This is a genomic window from Kitasatospora sp. NPDC056446 (assembly GCF_042796115.1).
GTDB lineage: Bacteria > Actinomycetota > Actinomycetes > Streptomycetales > Streptomycetaceae > Kitasatospora.
Map to the genome: position 1 here is coordinate 110,928 of NZ_JBHTRF010000011.1, position 20,101 is coordinate 131,028.

Annotated in this window: 22 protein-coding genes; 13 read left to right on the forward strand and 9 right to left on the reverse strand. The window is 73.9% G+C overall.

Annotation, left to right across the window (positions count from 1 at the left end; all coding sequences use genetic code 11):
* The first annotated feature begins 46 nt into the window (after positions 1 to 46).
* From ACFQ6N_RS10560 to ACFQ6N_RS10580, 5 genes are all read left to right on the forward strand, one after another.
* Positions 47 to 1,243, forward strand: coding sequence for an acetoin utilization protein AcuC (locus ACFQ6N_RS10560; RefSeq protein WP_380648358.1), 1,197 nt, complete (start codon positions 47 to 49; stop codon positions 1,241 to 1,243).
* A 225-nt stretch (positions 1,244 to 1,468) separates the two neighbouring features.
* The gene (locus ACFQ6N_RS10565) at positions 1,469 to 1,678 is read left to right on the forward strand and encodes a helix-turn-helix domain-containing protein (protein WP_045699258.1); all 210 of its coding nucleotides are present in this window, start codon (positions 1,469 to 1,471) and stop codon (positions 1,676 to 1,678) included.
* Between the two features lie 190 nt (positions 1,679 to 1,868).
* Complete coding sequence (locus ACFQ6N_RS10570; protein WP_003948845.1) at positions 1,869 to 1,967, forward strand: 30S ribosomal protein bS22; 99 nt, start codon at positions 1,869 to 1,871, stop codon at positions 1,965 to 1,967.
* A 151-nt stretch (positions 1,968 to 2,118) separates the two neighbouring features.
* Entirely contained in the window at positions 2,119 to 3,216 is a 1,098-nt protein-coding gene (locus tag ACFQ6N_RS10575) for an NAD-dependent epimerase/dehydratase family protein (protein WP_380648359.1), read from the forward strand.
* Positions 3,217 to 3,223: 7 nt separating this feature from the next.
* Entirely contained in the window at positions 3,224 to 4,231 is a 1,008-nt protein-coding gene (locus ACFQ6N_RS10580; protein WP_380648360.1) for a lysophospholipid acyltransferase family protein, read from the forward strand.
* Positions 4,232 to 4,332: 101 nt separating this feature from the next.
* Here ACFQ6N_RS10580 and ACFQ6N_RS10585 read toward each other — a convergent pair whose 3' ends face one another.
* From ACFQ6N_RS10585 to ACFQ6N_RS10595, 3 genes are all read right to left on the reverse strand, one after another.
* Positions 4,333 to 5,622, reverse strand: a complete 1,290-nt coding sequence (locus ACFQ6N_RS10585; RefSeq protein WP_380648361.1) for a DUF5667 domain-containing protein — start codon at positions 5,620 to 5,622, stop codon at positions 4,333 to 4,335.
* Positions 5,623 to 5,892: 270 nt separating this feature from the next.
* Positions 5,893 to 6,714 carry an ECF subfamily RNA polymerase sigma factor, BldN family gene (locus tag ACFQ6N_RS10590; protein WP_380648422.1) on the reverse strand — a complete coding sequence of 274 codons (822 nt, stop codon included), beginning with the start codon at positions 6,712 to 6,714 and terminating at the stop codon, positions 5,893 to 5,895.
* 592 nt (positions 6,715 to 7,306) lie between these two features.
* Positions 7,307 to 8,338: an HAD family hydrolase gene (locus tag ACFQ6N_RS10595; RefSeq protein ID WP_380648363.1), complete on the reverse strand. Its 1,032-nt coding sequence runs from the start codon at positions 8,336 to 8,338 to the stop codon at positions 7,307 to 7,309.
* Between the two features lie 443 nt (positions 8,339 to 8,781).
* Here ACFQ6N_RS10595 and ACFQ6N_RS10600 point away from each other — a divergent pair, with 443 nt between their 5' ends.
* The 7 genes from ACFQ6N_RS10600 (at position 8,782) to hemB (ending at position 16,125) form a co-directional block, all read left to right on the forward strand.
* Entirely contained in the window at positions 8,782 to 9,066 is a 285-nt protein-coding gene (locus tag ACFQ6N_RS10600) for a glutaredoxin family protein (RefSeq protein ID WP_380648365.1), read from the forward strand.
* Positions 9,067 to 9,228: 162 nt separating this feature from the next.
* Complete coding sequence (locus tag ACFQ6N_RS10605) at positions 9,229 to 9,975, forward strand: exonuclease domain-containing protein (protein ID WP_380648366.1); 747 nt, start codon at positions 9,229 to 9,231, stop codon at positions 9,973 to 9,975.
* Positions 9,976 to 10,082: 107 nt separating this feature from the next.
* Positions 10,083 to 10,979 (forward strand): redox-sensing transcriptional repressor Rex, encoded by an 897-nt coding sequence (locus tag ACFQ6N_RS10610; RefSeq protein WP_380648423.1) that lies wholly within the window; start codon positions 10,083 to 10,085, stop codon positions 10,977 to 10,979.
* A 25-nt stretch (positions 10,980 to 11,004) separates the two neighbouring features.
* Positions 11,005 to 12,360, forward strand: coding sequence for a glutamyl-tRNA reductase (locus tag ACFQ6N_RS10615; protein WP_380648367.1), 1,356 nt, complete (start codon positions 11,005 to 11,007; stop codon positions 12,358 to 12,360).
* Positions 12,361 to 12,401: 41 nt separating this feature from the next.
* Positions 12,402 to 13,409 (forward strand): hydroxymethylbilane synthase, encoded by a 1,008-nt coding sequence (hemC, locus tag ACFQ6N_RS10620; protein ID WP_380648368.1) that lies wholly within the window; start codon positions 12,402 to 12,404, stop codon positions 13,407 to 13,409.
* On the forward strand, positions 13,406 to 15,052 hold the full coding sequence (locus ACFQ6N_RS10625) for a uroporphyrinogen-III synthase (RefSeq protein WP_380648369.1): 1,647 nt from the start codon (positions 13,406 to 13,408) through the stop codon (positions 15,050 to 15,052). Before hemC ends, ACFQ6N_RS10625 begins: the two co-directional genes overlap by 4 nt.
* A 92-nt stretch (positions 15,053 to 15,144) precedes the next feature.
* Positions 15,145 to 16,125: a porphobilinogen synthase gene (gene hemB, locus ACFQ6N_RS10630; protein ID WP_380648370.1), complete on the forward strand. Its 981-nt coding sequence runs from the start codon at positions 15,145 to 15,147 to the stop codon at positions 16,123 to 16,125.
* A 77-nt stretch (positions 16,126 to 16,202) separates the two neighbouring features.
* Here the strand turns inward: hemB and ACFQ6N_RS10635 are convergent, their stop codons facing one another.
* The 3 genes from ACFQ6N_RS10635 to ACFQ6N_RS10645 form a co-directional block, all read right to left on the reverse strand.
* Complete coding sequence (locus tag ACFQ6N_RS10635; protein WP_380648372.1) at positions 16,203 to 16,469, reverse strand: hypothetical protein; 267 nt, start codon at positions 16,467 to 16,469, stop codon at positions 16,203 to 16,205.
* 212 nt (positions 16,470 to 16,681) lie between these two features.
* The gene (locus ACFQ6N_RS10640) at positions 16,682 to 17,026 is read right to left on the reverse strand and encodes a rodlet layer protein (RefSeq protein ID WP_363587783.1); all 345 of its coding nucleotides are present in this window, start codon (positions 17,024 to 17,026) and stop codon (positions 16,682 to 16,684) included.
* 80 nt (positions 17,027 to 17,106) lie between these two features.
* Entirely contained in the window at positions 17,107 to 17,451 is a 345-nt protein-coding gene (locus ACFQ6N_RS10645) for a hypothetical protein (protein ID WP_030232098.1), read from the reverse strand.
* Positions 17,452 to 17,763: 312 nt separating this feature from the next.
* On the opposite strand from ACFQ6N_RS10645, the gene ACFQ6N_RS10650 reads away from it, so the two are divergent.
* A complete protein-coding gene (locus ACFQ6N_RS10650) occupies positions 17,764 to 18,483 on the forward strand; it encodes a hypothetical protein (RefSeq protein ID WP_380648373.1) in 720 nt (239 codons plus the stop codon).
* 122 nt (positions 18,484 to 18,605) lie between these two features.
* On the opposite strand, the gene ACFQ6N_RS10655 is transcribed toward ACFQ6N_RS10650, so the two are convergent.
* From ACFQ6N_RS10655 to ACFQ6N_RS10665, 3 genes are all read right to left on the reverse strand, one after another.
* Positions 18,606 to 18,983 carry a hypothetical protein gene (locus ACFQ6N_RS10655; RefSeq protein ID WP_380648374.1) on the reverse strand — a complete coding sequence of 126 codons (378 nt, stop codon included), beginning with the start codon at positions 18,981 to 18,983 and terminating at the stop codon, positions 18,606 to 18,608.
* Positions 18,984 to 19,096: 113 nt separating this feature from the next.
* Entirely contained in the window at positions 19,097 to 19,366 is a 270-nt protein-coding gene (locus ACFQ6N_RS10660; protein WP_380648375.1) for a chaplin, read from the reverse strand.
* A 109-nt stretch (positions 19,367 to 19,475) separates the two neighbouring features.
* Positions 19,476 to 19,718, reverse strand: coding sequence for a chaplin (locus ACFQ6N_RS10665; protein ID WP_380648377.1), 243 nt, complete (start codon positions 19,716 to 19,718; stop codon positions 19,476 to 19,478).
* Positions 19,719 to 20,101 lie beyond the last annotated feature (383 nt).

The window sequence follows — 20,101 nt, forward strand, 5'->3', positions numbered from 1 at the left end:
CGCCCTGGCGGCGGCCCGACGGCCGTCACCCGCTACGGTGGAGGCCATGCCCGAAGCCGAGCGTGACACCCCCTGCGGCCTGCACCTCTTCTGGGACGAGGCCGTCACCGCCTACGACTTCGGCCCCGGCCACCCGATGGACCCGACCCGGCTGGCCCTCACCATGCGCCTGGTCGAGGCCCTCGGGCTCGACACCGCTCCCGGGGTCACCGTCCGGTCCGCGCCGCCCGCCGGCGACTCCACCCTCCGGCTGGTGCACACCGGGGAGTACGTCGAGGCGGTCAGACAGGCCGCCGCCCACCCGGAGCTGAGCGACCCCCGGCACGGCCTCGGCACCGACGACAACTGGTCCTTCCCGGCCATCCATTCGGCCTCCGCGCTGATCGCCGGGCAGTCGGTGGCCGCGGCCGAGGCGGTCTGGCGCGGCGAGGCCCCGCACGCGGTCAACTTCGCCGGCGGACTGCACCACGCGATGCCCGGCAAGGCCTCCGGCTTCTGCGTGTACAACGACCCCGCGCTGGCCGTCGCCCGGCTGCTCGAACTCGGCGCCGAGCGGGTCGCCTACGTCGACGTGGACGTCCACCACGGCGACGGCGTCCAGGCGGCCTTCTGGAACGACCCCCGGGTCCTCACCGTCTCGCTGCACGAACACCCCGCCACGCTCTTCCCGCAGACCGGCTGGTCCACCGAGACGGGCGGCCCGGACGCCCCCGGCTCCGCCGCCAACCTGCCGCTGCCGGCCGGCACCGGCGACGCCGGCTGGCTGCGCGCCTTCCACGCCCTGGTGCCCGAACTGCTCGACGCCTTCCGGCCGCAGGTCCTGGTCACCCAGCACGGCGCCGACACCCATCTGGAGGACCCGCTCGCCCACCTGGCCGTCACCGTGGACGCCCAGCGGCTGATCGCCGAGGAGCTCCACCGGCTCGCCCACCGGCACGCCGACGGCCGCTGGGTGGCCACCGGCGGGGGCGGCTACGCGGTGGTCGACGTCGTCCCGCGCACCTGGACCCACCTGGTCGCCACCGCCGCCGGACGGCCCGTCGACCCGGCCACCGAGACCCCCGAGCCGTGGCGCGCCGAGGTCTACCGCCGCACCCGCCGCCCGGCCCCGCTGCGGATGACCGACGGCGCCCGCCCGGCCTGGCGCGACTTCGACGCGGGTTACGATCCGGCCGACCGGCTCGATCAGGCCGTCCTGGCCGCCCGCCGCGCGGTGTTCCCCCACCACGGCCTGCTGGCTTGAACCCGCCGCCCCGGAGCGGCGCCGCGCCCGTCGTGCGTACGGCGACCCGTGCGATCCGCCGAGTGGCTACGTACTGCAACAGTCCTATCTCTCACCGTACGAGGACTGCACTTCCCCTCTTCCCACTGGTACCACCCATAACTACTCTGGGGATACACGTGTGCCGGTGGAGTCACCGGAGGGGAAGCCGGTGCCTTGCACACGGGTAAGGGTCGGGTGATGGTCATGAGTTCCGTGGAGCGTCCCCTGCAGGAAGTCGTCTTCCTGACCGTGGCGGAGGTCGCTGCGGTCATGCGGGTGTCCAAGATGACGGTGTACCGACTGGTGCACAGCGGAGAACTGCCGGCCATCCGGGTCGGACGGTCCTTCCGGGTGCCCCAGCAGGCGGTGCACGAGTACCTCAAGGAGTCCTACGTGCGGCTCGAGAGCGCGTAGGACATGGGCGTCGGGGCCCGGTCCGCAGCCGCGGACCGGGGCCCGTTCGCCGCAGATTTCCCCTGAGTTTCCCGGTTGCCGGGGGCACGATTTACAGCCCCGGCCACCCGGACGGTAGGCTAGGCCCTCACGTCAGTCGTATGGACTCCGTCTCACACGGGCGAGAGTCTCAGTGAGCGAGGGTTGTTCCGTGGGCTCTGTCATCAAGAAGCGTCGCAAGCGTATGGCCAAGAAGAAGCACCGCAAGCTTCTGAAGCGGACCCGCGTGCAGCGTCGCAACAAGAAGTAAGCGCCCCCGGCCGCGCCCTGCGCGCCCAGCGCTTCCACTGCCCGTCCCAGGCCCTCGCGGTCCGGGGCGGGCAGTGTCGTTTCACGGCCCGGTGGGGCGGCGCGGTACGGTGCACGCAGCCGCTCGGGCCGAGGGAATGGGGTGCAGCACCGTGGGCGTGGTCGTGCTCGTCACCGGCGTGGCACGCCATCTCGGTGCCCGCTTCGCCGCCGAGGTCCGCCGCCGTCCGGGGGTGGACCTGGTCGTCGGCGTGGACGTGCAGCCGCCGCGGGTGCCGGCCGGGGAGCCGTCCGGCCCGGCCGCCCCGTACCGCTTCCACCAGCTCGACCTGCGCCGCCCGGCGCTCTCCCGGGTGCTCGCCGAGCACCGGGTGGACACCGTCGTGCACCTCAGCGTCAGCGCCACCGGACTGGGCTCCACCAACCGCTCCGCGGTGAAGGAGTCCAACGTCATCGGCACCATGCAGCTGCTCGGCGCCTGCCAGAAGGCGCCCGGGGTGCGCCGGCTGGTGGTGAAGTCCACCACCGGCGTCTACGGCTCCGCGCCCCGCGACCCGGCGGTGTTCAGCGAACGGATCCAGCCGAAGGACCCGCCCGGCGGCGGCTTCGCCAAGGACGCGGCGGAGGTCGAGGGCTACGTCCGCGGCTTCGCCCGGCGCCGCCCGGACGTCGCGGTGACGGTGCTGCGCTTCGCCAACATCGTCGGCCCGGACGCGGACACCCCGCTCAGCGAGTACTTCGCGCTGCCGGTGCTGCCGACCGTGCTCGGCTACGACCCGCGGCTCCAGTTCGTGCACGAGGACGACGCCGTCGCCGTGCTCTGCCGGGCCGCCGGCGAGCCCGAGCCGGGCACCGTCAACACCGGGACCCTCAACGTCGCGGGGGAGGGCGTCCTGCTGCTCTCCCAGTGCGCCCGCCGGCTCGGCCGGCCGACCCTGCCGCTGCTGCTGCCCGCGGTCAGCTGGATGGCCGTCCTGGCCCGGCAGACCCGGCTGGTGGACGTCTCGCCCGAGCAGCTGCGGCTGCTCACCCACGGCCGGGTGGTGGACACCACGAGGCTGCGCGAGACCTTCGGCTACCGGCCGGCGTTCACCACGCCCGAGGCCTTCGCCGACTTCGCCGCCGCCCAGCGCCCGGGCCTGCTGCCGCCCGGACGGCTGGCCGCCGCCACCGACCGGCTGTCCGCCCTGCTCGGCCCGGAAGGGGCCGCCCCCGCCGTACCGGACCGCCCCCGCCGACCGAGGAGCTGAACCCGCGATGAGTGCCGCAGCCGAGAACGTGCCCGGCGAGGCCAAGGTCATCCCGATCGAGTCCGCCCCGAGCTGGACCGGGTCCGAGGGCCCCGGCCTGGCCGACCGCCTCGCCGGGGCCGTCGGCGGGGCGCTGTCCGGGCCGCTCGGTCCGGCGGCCACCCGGCTGCTCGGCAAGGGCTGGGAGGGCCGGGCCGCCGAGGGGCTGGCCTTCCTGCGCCGCCGGGTCACCGGCGACTACGAGGTCGACGAGTTCGGCTTCGACCGGGAGCTCACCGAGGAGGTGCTGCTCTCGCTGCTGCGCCCGCTGGCCGAGAAGTACTTCCGGATCGACGTCCAGGGCGTGGAGAACATCCCGGCCGAGGGCGGCGCGCTGATCGTCGCCAACCACTCCGGGACGATCCCGCTGGACGCGCTGATGACCCAGGTGGTCATCCACGACCACCACCCGAACCACCGGCACCTGCGGATGCTCGCCGCCGACCTGGTCTTCGTGCTGCCCGGGATCAACGAGCTGGCCCGCAAGGCCGGCCACACGCTGGCCTGCAACGAGGACGCCCAGGCGCTGCTGGAGCGCGGCGAGGTGGTCGGGGTCTGGCCGGAGGGCTTCAAGGGCATCGGCAAGCCGTTCGCCGAGCGCTACAAGCTCCAGCGTTTCGGCCGCGGCGGCTTCGTGTCCTCGGCGCTGCGGGCCCGGGTGCCGATCGTGCCCTGCTCGATCGTCGGGGCGGAGGAGACCTACCCGATGATCGGCAACGTGAAGACGCTGGCCCGCCTGCTGGGCCTGCCGTACGTGCCGATCACACCGACCTTCCCCTGGCTGGGGCCGCTCGGGATGCTGCCGCTGCCGACGAAGTGGACGATCCGCTTCGGCGAGCCGATCGCCACCGACGGGTACCCGGCGGAGGCGGCGGACGATCCGATGCTGGTCTTCGACCTGGCCGACGAGGTGCGCGAGACCATCCAGCACTCGCTCTACCAGCTGCTGGTGCAGCGCCGCTCGGTGTTCTTCTGACCGTACGTCCGTGGGTCCGTCCCTTGTGGAGGACGGACCCACGGACGTACGGGAGGGGCCCGGCGGATATCGCACTCCGCCGGGCCCCCGTCGCACCCCGGTCAGCCGCCGAGGATCCGTAGCCCGGGCAGCAGGCCCGGGACCAGCGGGGGCACCTCGACGCCCTGCTGCCTGGCCGCGTCCGGGACGCCCGGTGTCCCGGACGGCTGCGGCACCTGCGGCGGGGCGGCGTCGGCGCTCGGCGAGGGCTTGGTGCCCGTCAGCCCGCTGGTGAGGTCGCCGACCAGCCCGTTGACCGCGTCCGGGGCGCTGGTGGGCAGGGTGCTCGGCAACCCGCCGCCCTTGCCGCCGCTGCCGGACGCGCCGGAGCCGGGGTTGGCCGGGGCGTGGTCGGTGGCGCCGGGACGGCCGTTCGCGCCGCCGCCCGGGGCCTGGTCGGTGCCCGCCGTGCCGGAGCCCGCCGGGGAGCCGGCCGGGGAACCGCCGGTCGACTGGGAGGAGCCGTCGCCCGCTCCGGGGCCGGCCGTGCCACCGCTCTTGGCGGGGGGCTGGGCCAGGCGCAGGGGCGCGACGTCCTCGCTTATGTCGTCGAAGAGCTGGTTCACCAGGGACGCCTGCTGGGTGAGCTGGACGGGCAGCTTGCCCTGGAGCTCGCTCCAGCGGCCGTCCTCGTCGTGGGCGAAGCCGGCCAGCGCGCGCATCGGGTCGAGCGAGCCGTTGCTGCGGTAGACCGAGCGCAGCAGCTCGCGGCCCTTGAGGGCGTCGCTGTGCATGTCGTCCAGGGCACGCCGGACCTGCTCGACGGTGACCGGGCTGAGCCCGCCGGCCGGGCCGGTCCGGCCGACCAGCTGCTTGGCCTCGCCGAGCCGGGTGGCGGCGTTGTCGAGCAGCATCTCGCCGCGCTCGGAGTCGGAGTCCGCGAAGTCGAGCCGCAGCCCTTCCAGGCCGCGCTTGAGCCCGTACAGCGTGTCCCCCGGGAGCGCCCCGGTGCTCGCCGCCGCCGCGCCGGTCAGGCTGCCCACGGCGAGCCCCGCGACCAGTCCGCCGATCGCGAACCGGCGGCTCCAGCGGCCGCGCGGCGCCGTCCGGATCGCCCGGTGGCGGCGCTGGCGGGGTACCGCCGCGCCCGGTCCGCCGGCGAAGGCCTGCTCGAACGCCGCCATCAGCTGGGCGCGTTGGACCGTCCGGGCCTCCCGGTCCAGCACCGGTCCTGGCAGCGCTCCCAGCACGTCGGTCAGGCCGACCAGTTCGGCCATCGCGGCCGAACCGGAGCCGAGGCCCGCGGTGTTGGCCGGCTCCGCGTCGGTTGCAGCGAGTTGCTCCGTCCGGTGGGCCTCCAGCGCCTCGGCGAAGGCCTTCGCCCGCCGGTGCTCCAGCACGTTTGCCGTCACGGGCCACACCTCCCTTCGTCGTTGTCGACACCCCGGCCTGCCGGACGGTTGCCCCGGCGGGCCAAAGCCACTCCATCGGGTGACAGGTCACAATTCGGCTTGACCGTAAGCCCGGTGGAGGCTTGCACCCAGGGCAACGATCGGTGCGGGCGGTCGGTTACGCACGGCTGATCATCGGATCGACCGTTCACCCTGACGTGTCGGTCGGGCGCGGCCGGTGACGGACGGCCGGACGGCCCTCCGGCGGTGCCCCGCGCGGTCACGGCCGGCTCACCGCGCGTCGGGCGGGAGCAGCCGGGCCAGGGTGCGTACGGCGCGGTACTGGAGGGTCTTGATGGCGCCCTCGTTCTTGCCCATGATCCGGGCCGTCTCGGCCACCGAGAGCCCTTGCAGGAAGCGCAGGGTGACGCACTCCTGCTGCTGGGGGTTGAGCCGGCGGACGGCGTCCAGGAGGGCGGCGTTGGAGAGCGACTCCAGGACCGACTCCTCCGGGCTGCGCTCGCACTCGTTGGAGTCGAGCATCTCGCCGGTGGTGACCTCCAGCCGGAAGCGGCTGGACTTGAAGTGGTCGGCGACCAGGTTCCGGGCGATGGTGACCAGCCAGGCGCCGAAGTCGCGGCCCTGCCAGGTGAAGGTGCCGATCCGGCGCAGTGCGCGCAGGAAGGTCTCGCTGGTGAGGTCCTCGGCCGTGGCCCGGCTGCCGACCCGGTAGTAGATGTAGCGGTAGACGGTGTCCGCGTAGTGGTCGTAGAGCCGGCCGAAGGCCTCGCTCTCGCCGGCCTGGGCCCGCTCGACCAGCTCCATGACCGGGTTGTGCTCGGTCTCGTAGCCCGGGCCGGCGGCCGTCCGGGAGCGGCCGCGCCCGACGCCGGTGGTGCCGGCCCGGCCGCGCGCGCCGGTGCCGGTCGAGCCGGCGGCGGTGGTGCGCAGCGCCAGGCCGGGGCCGTGCGGGTGGCCGAACGTTCCGCCGGCGGTCGCGAGTCGGGGCGAGGCGGCGAGCTGGCTGCGGAGCAGGTTGCGCAGCAGGTCCAGGCCGGTGGAGATCTGCCGCTCGGCGGTGGGCCGGCCGCGGTGGCCGGTGCGGGGGCGCAGGGGCGCGGACGACGGGCGGGAGGGTGCAGGCGCGTCGTTCCGGACGGGTGGGTACACGGGACTCCCAGAGGCAGAACTGTGGACGGATCACCTCCGCCTGCGCGGAGAGCACTTCCCGAAGCGTCCGTTCGAGCGGGACACGTGGGTGACGTGCATCCAGGAGAGAATAACGCTTTGTGCAATGACAGCTACACCGTGTGGTCGAAGTGGTCGTTTGGGATCCATTTGTTGTGCATATTCGGCTGACACTGACCGGAGCTGTCATCGTTCATCCAGCTCAACGTGATCGAACAGCCGCCCAGGGTGACCAATTCGGGTGTCTCGCGGGCGGTTTCCCAGCCTTGGGGCCCGGCAACCCCTGACTTTCCCGGCCTGGCGAACGATCAGAACCAGTCACCGGCTGACACGTTCGTACATAGAGGCCCGACTGCCTGGCAGTACAGGGGAGTTCGCCCGTACGAGCGGCCAGGTCAGAGCCCTGGTTGACGCCCGCTCACCCACCCGGGCGAGCCCGCCCGAGCGATCCTCGCAAGCGCTCGCGAGCCCTCCGAAGGGCCCCGGAAGGCTCCGGAGAGTCCCGGAAGGGCCGGTCTCAGGGGCGGCGGCGACGCCGGTGCAGGGCCACCCCGGCCGCCGTCGCGCCGGCCAGCACCCCGAGCGCGGCCGCCGCCGGCAGCCCCACCCGGGCCGCCTTCCGGCCGGTCCGGAAGTCCCGCACCCGCCACCCCTGGGCCCGGGCGTGGCGGCGCAGCGCGCCGTCCGGGTTCACCACGTACGGGTGGCCGACCAGCGAGAGCATCGGGATGTCGTTGGCCGAGTCGCTGTAGGCGGCGCAGCGGTCGAGGTCCAGGCGCTCGCGGCGGGCCAGCGCGCGGACGGCGGCGGCCTTGGCCGGGCCGTGCAGCAGATCGCCGACCAGCCCGCCGGTGTACCGGCCGTCCCGGGCCTCGGCGACGGTGCCGAGCGCGCCGGTCATGCCGAGCCGCCGGGCGATGATCCGGGCCACCTCCAGCGGGGCGGCGGTGACCAGCCAGACCCGCTGGCCGGCCTCCAGGTGCATCTGGACCAGGGCCCGGGTGCCCGGCCAGATCTTGTCGGCGACGACCTCCTCGAAGATCTCCTCGCAGATCGCCTCCAGGTCGGCTGTCGGCTTCCCGGCGACGATGCCCAGCGCGGTGTGCTTGGCGTCCGAGATGTGGTCCGGGTCCTCGGCGCCGTGCAGCCGGAACCAGGCCTGCTGCCAGGCGAAGCGGGCGATGTCGCGGCGGGTGAGGAACCCGAGGCGGTAGAGGCCGACACCGAGGTAGAAGACGGCGGCGCCGCGCAGGATGGTGTTGTCGCAGTCGAAGAAGGCGGCGGCGCGGGGGTCGTCCCGGTCCGGGGTGTGGTTCTCCTCCGAGGCCCTGGGCGTCCTGGCGGCCTTCCCGGGCCTGGTCGGGGCCGTCGGATCCGACGCGTCGGGAGAGAGCGGGGGAGCGGCCGCGTGGGCCGCCGCGGGGGCGGATCCGTGCTCGGGCTCGGCGCGCAGCGCGGCCTCGGCGGCCTCGGCCGCGGCTTCGCCCGCCAGGGCGCTCCGCTCGCTGCCGGAACGCCTTGCCTGGGTGAGCCTTCTGAGCACGGCCATGTCATCGAGCATAGCCAGCCGGGCGCGGAGCGGCCGTGACGGTGCCGTGCCCGCCGGGTGAACAGCTCGGCCGCGCGCGGCCCGGGTGCGCCCCCTGCCCCCAGCCCCCGCCCCGGGCTCCTCGCGCCTTGTCCCCGCCCCTCGCCTCCGCCCCTTGCCCCCGCCCCTTGCCCCCGCCCCTTGCCCCGTCCCGGGGTTCTCCCCTGCGCCCAGGGCCCCCGCCCCGGGGTCCTCCCCTGGCCCACCCCGAGCCTCCCCGCCCCGCCCCGAGCCGAAGGGGCGCGCCGGTGCCGAAAGGGAGAGCGCGAGGGAGCGACGAAGGAGCGAGGGAGCGCCGACCGTCGGCACCGGACGAGAAGCGCCCCGGAGGCGAGCGGGCGAGTGGCAGTGCGCCGACCGTCGGCACCGGACCCAAAGCGCCCCGGAGGCGAGCGGCGCGAATAATGAACGCCGTGAGCCCACTGCTGCGACGTAAGAGCCCGAAGCCCGCGGACCGTACCGTGACCCTGGTCGGCAAGCCCGGTTGCCACCTGTGCGACGAGGCCCGCGAGGTGATCGTCCGGGTGACGGGCGAGCTGGGGGCGTCTTTCGAGGAGAAGGACATCACCCAGGACGAGGAGTTGTTCCGCCGCTACTGGGAGCAGATCCCGGTGACCCTGGTCGACGGCCGCCAGCACGACTTCTGGCGGGTCGACGAGCGGCGTCTGCGGACGGCCCTGGGCGGCTGACCGGCCGTCCGCGCGGGCCCGGTCACCCCGTCGTTCGGCGGGGGCGCTTCGCCGAATCGTTGTCAAAGACACCCCGTTCCGGCTTGAGGCGGGGCGGGTTGGTCGGCTTACGATCGAACGCGTTTGCGCCCATGGGGGGCTGAGCACACGAGGAGTGCCGCCATGCTTCCCGGTCCGACCTCTGGGACGTCCGAAGCCCCCTGCGGGGCCCCGGGCTTCGCCGTGGTGGACGTGGAGGCGACCGGCCGCAGCCCGTGGCGGCACCGGGTGGTCGAGGTCGCGGTGGTGCTGCTCGACGAGCGGCTGCGCCCGGAGCAGGAGTTCGCCACCCTGTTGGACCCGCTGGGTCCGGTCGGGCCGACCCATGTGCACCGGATATGCCAGGCCGACGTCGAGGGTGCCCCGCGTTTCCGTGAGATCGCCCCCCGGCTGCTGGAGCTGCTGGCAGGCCGGGTGCTGGTCGGTCACCACGTCAGTTGTGACCACGCGTTCCTGGATCGCGAGTTCGCCCGGATCGGGGTGCCGTTGCCGCCGGTCCCGGTGCTGTGCACGATGCGGCTGGCCCGCGCGCACCTGCCGGAGGCCCCGGGCTACGGCCTGGCGGCCTGTGTGGAGGCGGCGGGTCTGGGCCGGTACCCGGCGCACACCGCGCTGGGCGACGCCCGGGTGACCGCCGAGCTGCTGAGGCACTGCCTGGGGGCCGCGTCCTGCCCGCCGGACGACTGGGCGGGCCCGTTGCGCGAGGCGGCCCGGGTGCCCTGGCCCCGGCTGGGGCGGGCCCGGTCCCGCCCGTCCGGCGCGGCCGTCCCGCTGTTCCGCAGGGAGGAGCCGTACGGCCCCTGGCTGCCGGGTTCGCGGGCCCCGGAGGTCGTGCTGACCCGGGCCGGTGCTATGCGCTCGACGGCGTGATGCGCATCACTGTGCAGGGACAAAACGGACACCATCTTTGTGCACACGTTCACAAACACATAGCCTGGCTGCCAAAGCCCAGCTTCACCCACAGGAGCACCGTGGCAATCGGCCGATCACCACAGAGCAGTTCGCAGACGCCCGACCAGGGCGCCGCGCGCCGACCCTCGCGTGCCCGGGGCATCCCGGAGGCGACCGTCGCACGCCTTCCCCTCTACCTGCGGGCCCTCACCGCGCTCTCCGAGCGCTCGGTGCCGACCGTCTCCTCCGAGGAGCTGGCCGCCGCGGCCGGCGTGAACTCGGCCAAGCTCCGCAAGGACTTCTCCTACCTCGGCTCCTACGGCACCCGCGGGGTCGGCTACGACGTCGAGTACCTCGTCTACCAGATCTCCCGCGAGCTCGGCCTGACCCAGGACTGGCCGGTCGTCATCGTCGGGATCGGGAACCTCGGCCACGCCCTTGCCAACTACGGCGGCTTCGCCTCCCGGGGCTTCCGGGTGGCCGCCCTGCTCGACGCCGACCCGAACGTGGTCGGCAGCAGCGCGGCCGGGCTGCCGGTGCGCCACATGGACGAGCTGGAGTCGATCGTCGAGAGCCAGCACGTCTCCATCGGTGTGATCACCACCCCGCCCGGCGCCGCCCAGCAGGTGTGCGACCGGCTGGTCGAGGCCGGCGTCACCAGCATCCTGAACTTCGCCCCGACCGTGCTGACCGTCCCGGACGGCGTGGACGTGCGCAAGGTGGACCTCTCCATCGAGCTGCAGATCCTCGCCTTCCACGAGCAGCGCAAGGCCGGCGAGGAGCCGGACGACCGCGCCGAGTCGGTGCTCGACCGCGCCCCCGGCCCGGTCCGCGCGGCCGCGGCCAAGCTGCGCCGCGCCGCCGGCGGCAGTGGCAAGGGCCGGGGCACCGCCGAGCCGGCGGCCAAGGACCCGGCCGAGCAGTCCAAGGGAAAGTCCGCCAAGGGCGGCGACGGGGATCTCTCCGCGGTGATGCCCGCATGAACACCGAGAGCTGTGAGGGGCGGGCATGAGCCTTCTCGTCGTAGGGCTGAGCCATCGCACGGCCCCGGTCGGGGTCCTGGAGCGCGCCGCGCTGACCGGTGACGTGCCGACCCGGCTGCTGCACGACGCGGCCGCCACCACGACCGTCGCCGAAGCCGCGCTGCTGAACACCTGCAACCGGATCGAGCTGTACGCGGACGTGGACAAGTTCCACGCCGGCGTCGCCGAGCTGTCGCTGCTGCTGGCCCACCACAGCGGGGTGGACCTGGAGGAGCTGACCTCCCACCTGTACGTCCACTACGAGGACCGCGCCGTCCACCACCTCTTCTCGGTGGCGTGCGGTCTGGACTCGATGGTGGTCGGTGAGGGCCAGATCCTCGGCCAGCTGCGCGACGCGCTCGCCAAGGCCCAGGAGGAGCACACCGCCGGGCGCGGCCTGAACGAGCTGTTCCAGCAGGCGCTGCGGGTCGGCAAGCGGGCGCACAGCGAGACCGGCATCGACAAGGCCGGCCAGTCGCTGGTCACCTTCGGCCTGGAGCAGGTCGCGGCGGGCGCGGGCGAGATCGCCGGCAAGCGCGCGCTGGTGGTGGGCGCCGGCTCGATGAGCTCGCTGGCCGCCGCCACCCTGGTCCGCTCCGGCGTGACCGACCTGCTGATCGCCAACCGGACCCCGGCGCGCGCCGAGCGGCTGGTCGAGATCCTCGGCCCGGACGTGGCCCGCACCCTGGACCTGGCCAAGGTGCCCGAGGCACTGGCCGACGTGGACCTGGTGATCTCCTGCACCGGCGCGGCCGGCGTGGTGGTCAGGGCCGAGGACGTGGCCGCCGCCGTCGCGCTGCGCGCGGGCGGTCCCGGACGCGACCGGGGCCCGCTCGCCCTGCTCGACCTGGCCATGCCGCGCGACGTCGACCACGCCGTGCACGAGCTGGCCGGCGCCCTGCTGGTCGATCTGGAGAGCCTCTCCCACGCGCACGCCGCCAGCCCCGGCGCCGGCGACGTCGACCAGGTCACCCGGATCGTCGCCGACGAGGTGGCCGCCTTCGGCGCCGCCCAGCGGGCCGCCCGGATCGCGCCGACCGTGGTCGCGCTGCGCTCGATGGCCTCCGACGTGGTCGCCGCCGAGCTGGGCCGGCTGGAGTCCCGGCTGCCCGACCTGGACGAGCGCTACCGCGCCGAGATCGGCCAGACCGTCCGCCGCGTCGTCGACAAGCTGCTGCACGCCCCGACCGTCCGGGTGAAGCAGCTGGCCGCCGAGCCCGGCGGCGCCTCCTACGCGGAGGCCCTGCGCGAGCTGTTCGACCTCGACCCGGCGGCCGTGCACGCCGTGTCCGGAACGCCCGTCGGCGGCGCGCCCCAGCCCTCCGCCGGGGGCACCAGATGAACCGTCAGCCATCCCACGAGTACCACCGGGACGATCACCTCATGAATGGTCAACCGATCACGGAGCAGCCCTCGGCCGCCGTGCCCCTGCGGCTCGGCACCCGGCGCAGCGCCCTCGCCATGGCCCAGTCGGGCATGGTGGCCCGCGACGTGGCCAGGGTCACCGGACGCCCCGTCGAGCTGGTCGAGATCACCACGTACGGCGACACCTCCCGGGAGGCGCTGGCACAGATCGGCGGCACCGGCGTGTTCGTCTCCGCCCTGCGGGACGCGCTGCTGGAGGGCCGGATCGACTTCGCCGTGCACTCGCTCAAGGATCTGCCCACCGCCGCCCCCGAGGGCCTGGCGCTGGCCGCCGTCCCCGAGCGCGAGGACGCCCGGGACGCCCTGGTCTCGGCCGAGGGGCTGACCCTGGACGAACTGGCGGAGAAGCTGGCCGGAGCCGGCCGCCCGGCCCGGATCGGCACCGGCTCGCCCCGCCGGATGGCGCAGCTCAACGCCTGGGCCGCCGCCCGAGGCGCCCGGCTGGAGACCGTCGCGATCCGCGGCAACGTGGACACCCGGATCGGCTACGTGACCGGCGGCGAGCTGGACGCGGTGGTGCTGGCGACGGCCGGCCTCAACCGGCTCGGCCGCAGCGCCGAGATCTCCCAGCACCTCGACCCCGAGCTGATGATCCCGGCCCCCGGCCAGGGTGCCCTCGCGATCGAGTGCGCCGCCGCGGACACCGGTCTCACCGCCGTGCTCGCGGCCCTGGACCACGCCCCCACCCGGGTCGCCGTGGCCGCCGAGCGCGCCCTGCTGGCCACCCTGGAGGCCGGCTGCTCGGCACCGGTGGCCGCGCTGGCCACCTGGGGCAGCCAGAACGAACTGCGGCTGGACGGCGTGGTCGGCGACCCCGACGGCTCCGCCCTGCTGAAGATGTCCGCCAACGGTCCGATCGTCCTCGACGAGACCGCCGAGCAGCACGCGACGGCCCTCGGCCGCGCGCTGGCTGACCGGCTGCTCGCCGCGGGCGCGGCCGCCCTGATGGGGGAGCGAGCCCGATGAGCCCCACCGCCGCCACCGACGCCCTGTTCGCCGGGCAGCCCGCCACCGGACGGTGCACCTTCCTGGGCGCGGGCCCCGGGGACCCGGGCCTGCTGACCCTGCGCGCGGTCGAGGTGCTGTCCACGGCCGACGTCCTGGTCGCCGACCCGCTGACCGCCGCCGCCGTGCGCAGCCACTGCCCGGCCGCCGTGCAGGTGCACGCCCCGGCCGCCGAGGGCACCGACTTCGACCTGGCCAAGCTGGTCGCCGAGGCGGTCCGCTCCGGCAAGCACGTGGTCCGCACCGTCGACGGCGACCCCGGCCTGGACGGCTGCGCCGCCGAGGAGATGCTCAGCTGCGCGGGCGACGGGATCCCCTTCGAGGTGATCCCGGGCGTCGCCCAGTCGGTCGGCGTCCCGGCCTACGCGGGCGTCCCGCTCCGCGCCGGGGCCGGCACCGACGTGCGCTTCGTGGACGGTGCCGCGCTGCTGGCCGGCAGCCCGGTCGACCTGGGCGTGCCGGAGACCACCCTGGTGGTCCGCACCACGCTGGGCCAGCTGCCCGCCACCGCGGCCGCCCTGGTCGCCGGCGGCCGCAAGCCGGAGTCCGCGCTCAGCGCGACGCTCTCCGGCACCACGACCCGCCAGCGCACCTTCACCTCCACCCTGTCCGGCATCGCGGCCGACCTGAAGGCCGCCCGGGTGCTGCCGTCGCCGGTCTCCGCCCCGGTCGACCCGGCCACCTCGGTGATAGCCGTGGTGGGCGAGCAGGTCGCCCACCGCGCCTCGCACTCGTGGTTCGAGACCAAGCCGCTGTTCGGCTGGAACGTCCTCGTGCCGCGCACCAAGGAGCAGGCCACCGGCCTGTCCGAGCAGCTGCGCTCGTACGGCGCGGTGCCGCAGGAGGTGCCGACCATCGCGGTCGAGCCGCCGCGCACCCCGCAGCAGATGGAGCGGGCCATCAAGGGCCTGGTCACCGGCCGCTACGAGTGGATCGCCTTCACCTCGGTGAACGCGGTGCGGGCCGTCCGGGAGAAGTTCGAGGAGTACGGCCTGGACGCCCGCGCGTTCGCCGGCATCAAGGTCGCGGCGGTCGGCGAGACCACCGCGCAGGCCCTGGTCGACTTCGGCGTGAAGCCGGACCTGGTGCCCTCCGGCGAGCAGTCCGCCGCCGGCCTGCTGGAGGACTGGCCGCCGTACGACCCGGTCTTCGACCCGATCGACCGGGTGCTGCTGCCGCGTGCCGACATCGCCACCGAGACCCTGGTGGCCGGCCTGGTCGAGCTCGGCTGGGAGGTCGACGACGTGACGGCGTACCGGACGGTGCGCGCCTCGCCGCCGCCGGCCGAGACCCGTGAGGCGATCAAGGGCGGCGGCTTCGACGCGGTGCTGTTCACCTCGTCCTCGACCGTCCGGAACCTGGTCGGCATCGCGGGCAAGCCGCACAACGTCACCGTCATCGCCTGCATCGGCCCGGCCACGGCCAAGACCGCCGAGGAGCACGGCCTGCGGGTCGACGTGATGGCCCCGGCGCCGTCGGCGGCCGCGCTGGCCCAGGCGCTGGCCGACTTCGGCGCCAAGCGCCGGGACACCGCGACGGCCGCCGGCGAGCCGGTCTACCGGCCCAGCGAGCGCCGTCCCGGTTCGCGCCGCAAGGCCCGCTGAGGGCCCCCAACTGTCTTGGTTGGGCCAACTATGCTGCTGGGGGCGGCCGTTCGTCGCCCCCAGCGCTGCACAACCGTTCGGAGAGAGAAGCCGTGTCCGCTGAATTCCCGTACGTACGCCCGCGTCGACTGCGCCAGAGCCCGGCGATGCGCCGGCTGGTGGCCGAGACCCGGCTGCACCCGGCGGAGCTGATCCTGCCGCTGTTCGTCCGCGAGGGCGTCAGCGAGCCCGTCCCGATCTCCTCGATGCCGGGCGTGGTCCAGCACACCCGGGACACCCTGCGCAAGGCCGCCGTGGAGGCGGCCGAGGCGGGCCTGGGCGGCGTCATGCTGTTCGGCGTCCCGGAGGTGCAGGACGCGACCGGCAGCGAGGGCACCAACCCGGACGGCATCCTGCAGCAGGCGATCCGGGACGTGGTCTCCGAGGTCGGCGACTCCCTGGTGGTCATGTCCGACCTCTGCCTGGACGAGTACACCGACCACGGCCACTGCGGCGTGCTGGCCGCCGACGGCAGCGTCGACAACGACGCCACCCTGGAGCGCTACGCCGAGATGGCCCGGGTGCAGGCGGACGCCGGCGTCCACCTGGTCGGCCCCTCCGGCATGATGGACGGCCAGATCGGAGTCATCCGGCGGGCGCTGGACGAGGCCGGCCACCTGGACGTGGGCATCCTCGCCTACACCGCCAAGTACGCCTCGGCCTTCTTCGGCCCCTTCCGCGAGGCCGTCGGCTCCTCGCTCAAGGGCGACCGCAAGAGCTACCAGCAGGACCCGGCCAACGCCCGAGAGGCGCTGCGCGAGCTGGAGCAGGACCTCGCCGAGGGCGCCGACCTGGTGATGGTCAAGCCGGCCATGGCCTACCTGGACATCCTGCGCCAGGTCGCCGACGCCTCCCCGGTGCCGGTGTCCGCGTACCAGGTGTCCGGCGAGTACGCGATGGTCGAGGCGGCCGCGGCGAACGGCTGGGTCGACCGGGAGCGGATGATCATGGAGACGCTCACCTCGATCCGCCGGGCCGGCGCCCAGCAGATCCTCACCTACTGGGCCGTAGAGGCCGCGGCGATGCTGGACTAGTCGCTCCTGGACGACTGCTCCTGAGCAGCCGGAAGGCCGGGCCGCCCCTGCGGGGGAGCGGCCCGGCCTTCGGTGTCCTACTGCCAGCCCTTGATGTGGGCGAAGCCCGCGCCGCCGCCGACGATGTCGGTGGAGGTGGCGGCGATGCCACCGAAACCGCCCGCGGCGGTGTCCGTGGTGTGGGCGAAGCCGAAGCCCTCGGCGGCCAGGAACGGCTGGTCGGCGGAGGCGGCGAACTCGCCGCCGCCGACCGCACCGACGTGGGCGAAGGCCGGGGTGGCGGCACCGGCGAGCGCCAGCGCGACGGTGGCGGTCAGCGCGGCCTTGGCCAGCATGCTCTTCATGGGTTCTGCCCTCTCTCTGGGAGCGCCCGCGCGGGCGCTCTGACACGTGATCACATCCGGTCGCGCGACCCGGCGCCCCAGGCACCGGACCGTCGGACCGGTCACCCGGCCGGGCCGCCCGGTGGCGGTCGGCCGGACACCTCGTCCGCCAAGCCCGGAGGGCCCGGGGAGACCTTCCTCCCCGGGCCCTCCGTCCGTGCCGTGCCCCTTGGTCAGCCGATCAGGTGCGAGACACCCGCGTCGCCCGAGGACTGGGTGTTCTGGCCGACGTTGCAGATCTGCTTCGGGGTGCTGTTCAGGATCGGAACCTCGACCGGAACCGCGACGCCGACCACGGCGACGGCGATGTTGTGGACCTCCGGCAGGCAGATGTTCGCGTTGTCCAGGGTGTGGAAGTTCGGGCTGCCGTTGCCGTGGGTGCCGGTCTGGTTGGTGCCGCCGTTGCCCTGGACGGAGGTGGCGGCGCCGTCCGAGTCGACGATGGCGGAGGCCGAGCCGGCGGACATCGCGATGGCGGCGGCGGCCAGACCGGCGGCGGCGAGGGACTTCTTGATCATTTCCGGGTTTCCTCTCGGGGGTGAATCGGGGAGCGATTCGAAGGTGTATCAGGGGTGGTGCAAGGGGGCTGAACGGAGCGTCAGCCGATCAGGTGGGACACGCCCGCGTCACCGTGGCTCTGGGTGCCCTGGCCCTGGGTGCAGTACTGCTTGCCACCGCTGTTGGCGATCGGGACCTCGACCGGAACGGCCACGCCGAGCACGCCGACGGCGATGTTGTGGATCTCGGGGAGGCAGACGTTCGCGTTGTCCAGGAAGTGGAAGTTCGGGCTGTTGTTCCCGACCGTCCCGGTGAAGTTGGTGCCGCCGTTGCCCTCGATGGAGGCTGCGGCGCCGTCCGCGTCACCGATCGCGGAAGCAGGCGCGGCGGCGGCGGCCAGCGCGGCGACGGCCAGGCCGGCGGCGGCGAAGGACTTCTGGATCATGGGGAGATCCCTCTCTGAAATGCTCTTGGATTCCTTGCGTACAACGCGTACAACGCTCAGACCCGGTCTGCAGTCACTGACGTCCAGATCAAAGAATGACGGCACGGAAGGTTACGGGGATTTTTGAAAAGAGTCCGGGAGGCGCGACGGTCGACGGTTTCCGGTCGGATTATTAGGCCGAACCGGTTAACCGCCGCAATCCGAACTCCCGCTCACTCGTTGAGGCAGATTGCTTTCCGGCTGCGCCCGCGCAGCCCTTCCCCAGTGATCCCCAGTGTGATCCCCAGTACGGACAGCAGAACGGTGAAAAGCATGAAGTTCTCCAAGCGGGCCGGCGCGATGCTGCTGGCGGTCGGTGCGGGCGTGCTCGCCTCCCAGGGAGCGGCCTCCGCGGCCCCCGTCGGCCCCGAACAGGTCGGGGCCCTGGAGGACGCGCTGGCCACCCAGCAGGTCCCGGCGGAGATCCCGCTCACCCCGCTGGGCAGCCGGCTCTCCGCCGGCATCCCGACCTCGCTGGTGATGCCGGCGGCGCCCGGCCGGACCACCAGCACCAGCAGCGAGCTGATCCCGGAGCGGATCGTCCCCCAGCTGAGCACCGGCAAGGTCGGCCCGAGCGCCAAGGCCGAGCTGCCGCTCCCGCTGGTCGACCAGGGCGCCGACCTCGGCGGCGTGCTGCTGGACGCCCCGGCCTCGCCGCTGCACGCCGACACCCCCGGCGTCAGCCTCGGCAAGCCGCTCTCGCTCGCCCAGGACGGCGCCGGCCAGCTGGCCGACGGCCGGCTCAAGGTGGGCGAGGTCGACCCGCGGCTGCTCACCGGCACCGTGCAGGCCGTCCCCGGGGCCAGTGCCAGCCTGGGCGGCGAGGACCACCGGCTCTCCGTCACCGACAAGGTGGACGACCTGGCCTCGACCACCGCCGCGACCGCCACCCAGGTGGTGGGGCAGACCGGCCTGGCCGACCCGGCGGGCACCACGGCGACCGCCACCGGTGTGCTGCAGCAGTCCGGGCTGACCGACCTGACCCGGCTCTGACCCGGTGCTGACTCGCTGCTGACCCGGCGCTGAGGCCGTCGCCGGACCGGCGACGGACACGGCAGGAGCCCGGCACCCCCGCCGCACGGACGGGGTGCCGGGCTCCGGTGCGTCCCGGACGCTCAGCCCGGCAGGACGCCGCTCAGTCCGCCGACCAGCGGGAGGTCCTTGACGCCGCCGCCGTTGCTCAGCGGGCCGGTCAGCGTCCCGGTGCCGACCGCGGGCAGGCCCTGGTCCGGCTGGAGGGCCGCGCCGTTGTTGAGGAAGTCGGCCGAGGACTTCGCCCACGGGTCCAGCCGCAGGCTCTTGATCGGCGCGACGCCGTAGCCGAGGCCGGTCGTCGTCCCGTTCAGGGCCTGGCCGACGTCGGTCTTGGCCAGCGTGGCCGGGCCGGCCGGGGCCTCGCCCGGCGCGGTGGCGGCCTGCGCCGAACCGGCGCCGAGCAGCACCGCGGCACCCACGGCGGCGGCCAGGGCGGCCCCGCTCTGCTTCGAAACCATGTGGATCACCCTTCGGTGGATCGGGGGTCCCGGACGGGCGTCCGGGTACGCCGAACTGCCCCCCGGCCGACTGGTCGGGGGGCAGGACGGCCGGAACGCGTGCCGATCGGGGATCAGCAGTCGTCCGCGGGCTGCGGGTGGGCTTCCGCGTTGACACAGGTGTTGCCGAACGCCGGGTTCAGCAGACCGATGACGTTGATGCTGTTGCCGCACAGGTTGACCGGGATGTGCACCGGAACCTGGATCTGGTTGCCGGAGACGACACCGGGGGAGCCGGCGGCGACGCCCTCGGCGCCCGCGCTGGCGGCGGCGGAGCCCGCCGCGCCCAGCACCAGGCCGGCAGCGGCGGCGGAGAGGACGGCGGCCTTCTTCACGTTCTGCATGGGGGTTGATCTCCTCGATCACACACGGGTGGAGCGTGCCGCGCCCCGGCGCTGCGGGGCGCGGCACGGGCTCGGTGAATCAGCTGTCGCCGGTGCGGCGACCGCGGGTTCAGCCGGCGTTGACGCAGGTGTTGCCGAACGCCGGGTTCAGCAGGCCGATGACGTTGATGCTGTTGCCGCACAGGTTGATCGGGATGTGGATCGGGACCTGGAGCTGGTTGCCGGAGAGCACGCCGGGGGAGCCGGCGGCGACGCCCTCGGCACCCGAGCTGGCGAACGCGCCGCCGGCCGCACCGAGCACCAGGCCGCTGGCGGCCAGGGACAGGACGGCGGCCTTCTTGAGGTTGCGCATGTCTTTCCTTCGATTTCTGCCCGACGGAACGGAAAAGTCGGGGGCCGGGCGAGCGGGAAATGCTCGCCCGATGGCTACGGGGATTGCCGTGATTGTCACTCGGGCGGCGCACACCGGCGTGTTCCGCCCATGGCGCGGGCGTGGACGCAGCCGCCGTTTTGCAGCGCCTCTCGAAATCTCTCCCGCACGGCCGGGAAAGGCTTCGGACAAAGGCGCGACCAGGTGGAATTCCCGATCAGACGTTCCGGCGGGGGTTGCCGGACGCCGCGTTCTGGAGGCCCGCCGTACCGATCGGGCCGCCGGTGGCCGCAGCGCCGACGATGGCGTGGGCGTGCTTGCGCACGGGCGGACTCGATTCGTGTGCGGGGGCCGATGGATCGGGT